This window comes from Microvirga sp. P4_G7 (assembly GCF_056401005.1).
Genome location: NZ_JBFUKD010000832.1, coordinates 1 through 1,411, shown reverse-complemented (window position 1 = coordinate 1,411; position 1,411 = coordinate 1). Strand labels below are relative to the sequence as shown.

Here is a 1,411-nt window from a genome sequence, read left to right as displayed (position 1 = left end):
TTCTTACGCGGATCCGGCGAGAAGGTCATGAGCGTGCCGTCGGCGCCCGGGCCGGCGATCGAGACGAACTCGGCCGACACGATGCCGTCACCCGACATCATCGGAGCGTTGAGGCCCTGATCGCGCATCTGGCGGATGATGAGGCCGGCTTCCGTGTGAAGGCCGCCGAAATACACCACGTCGACGCCAGCCTGCTTCAGCTTTGAAACGAGAGCGGAATAGTCCTTCTCGCCCGGGTTCACGCCTTCGTAGACGACTTCCTTCAGGCCCTTTGCGTTCATGGCCTTGAGGGTTTCGTCGGCGAGGCCCTTTCCGTAGGGGGTCTTGTCGTGAACGACAGCGACCTTCTTGCCCTTGAACTTGTCGGCGAGGTAACCGCCGGCAACAAGGCCCTGCTGATCGTCGCGGCCGCAGGTGCGGAAGGTGTTCCACATCTTGCGCTCGGTGAACTGCGGATTGGTCGACGCCGGGGTGACCTGCACGATGCCGGCTTCCTCGTAGACCTGAGAGGCCGGGATCGAGACGCCGGAGTTGAAGTGGCCGACGACCATCTTCACGCCTTCAGCAGCGAACTTGTTCGCCACCGAGACGCCTTGCTTGGGATCCGACACGTCGTCGCCGACGACGACCACCAGCTTCTGGCCGTTGATACCGCCAGCTGCGTTGATGTCCTCCACCGCCTGCTCGACGCCGTTCTTCAGCTGCGCGCCGAAAGCGGCGTTCGGGCCCGTGATGGGGCCGGCGACGCCGATCTTGATCTGCGCGTTGGCCGCGCCCGAAAAGGCGAGGCCAAGACCAAGCGCTACGCTGGTCAACAGCATTTTCTTCATGAGGTGACTCCTCTGGGGTTTTATTAGGTCCTTGAACGGACCGGTTCAGCGGGTCTCGCCCGCCGTCCGGGTGCATCATGACTCTTTTTGAGCGGAAGTCACGCCGGAATTCTGGGACTTAGCCGTTGGGATGAGACGCTTTTTCGCGCCAGGAGAAGGGCCCTACACGTTCGTATAGCCAGCGATACTGGGTCGTCATCTGACGGGCCCGCGTATGCTGAAAGCTCAGGGAGCCGATAATCAGGAGAACGATCGTATCGACGATGTAATAGTGCGGCGAAATGAGCGTCCCCTGGAAGAGGGCGAAATGGATGAACCGGACGGCAGCGCCCAAGATGAGGAGGTAGAGAACCAGTTGCCAACGCGCCCGCCAGGTGAGGGCGATGGCCCGTCCCGTCATCCATGCCGCACCGCCGCCGAGGATGAGGGTGACGAGGAGAAACAGCCAGACCGAAGGTTCTTCGTAGATGAGGCCCTGCATCAGTGGTGCCCTCCTTCGAGATAGGCCGCGCGGACCTGCGGATTGTCGAGCAATTCCTTGCCGCTGCCGCTCAAGGTGATGTTGCCCGTCACCATCACAT

Annotated in this window: 2 protein-coding genes and 1 pseudogene; all 3 read right to left on the bottom strand. The window is 61.7% G+C overall.

All coding sequences use genetic code 11. From position 1 onward, the window contains the following. Positions 1 to 830 (bottom strand): branched-chain amino acid ABC transporter substrate-binding protein (locus tag AC1DT3_RS21120; RefSeq protein ID WP_477467148.1); only part of this gene is annotated, 830 nt, incomplete at its 3' end. A gap of 118 nt (positions 831 to 948) precedes the next feature. Next, on the bottom strand, positions 949 to 1,311 hold the full coding sequence (locus tag AC1DT3_RS21115) for a DUF6867 family protein (RefSeq protein WP_477467147.1): 363 nt from the start codon (positions 1,309 to 1,311) through the stop codon (positions 949 to 951). After that, positions 1,311 to 1,411, bottom strand: a pseudogene (locus AC1DT3_RS21110) (ABC transporter ATP-binding protein); the annotation flags it as partial. The pseudogene AC1DT3_RS21110 and the gene AC1DT3_RS21115, both read right to left, overlap by 1 nt.

What these genes read in the sequence shown, in the direction of transcription:
- AC1DT3_RS21115 (WP_477467147.1), bottom strand. Translation starts at nt 1,311, where the DNA reads ATGCAGGGCCTCATCTACGAAGAACCTTCGGTCTGGCTGTTTCTCCTC.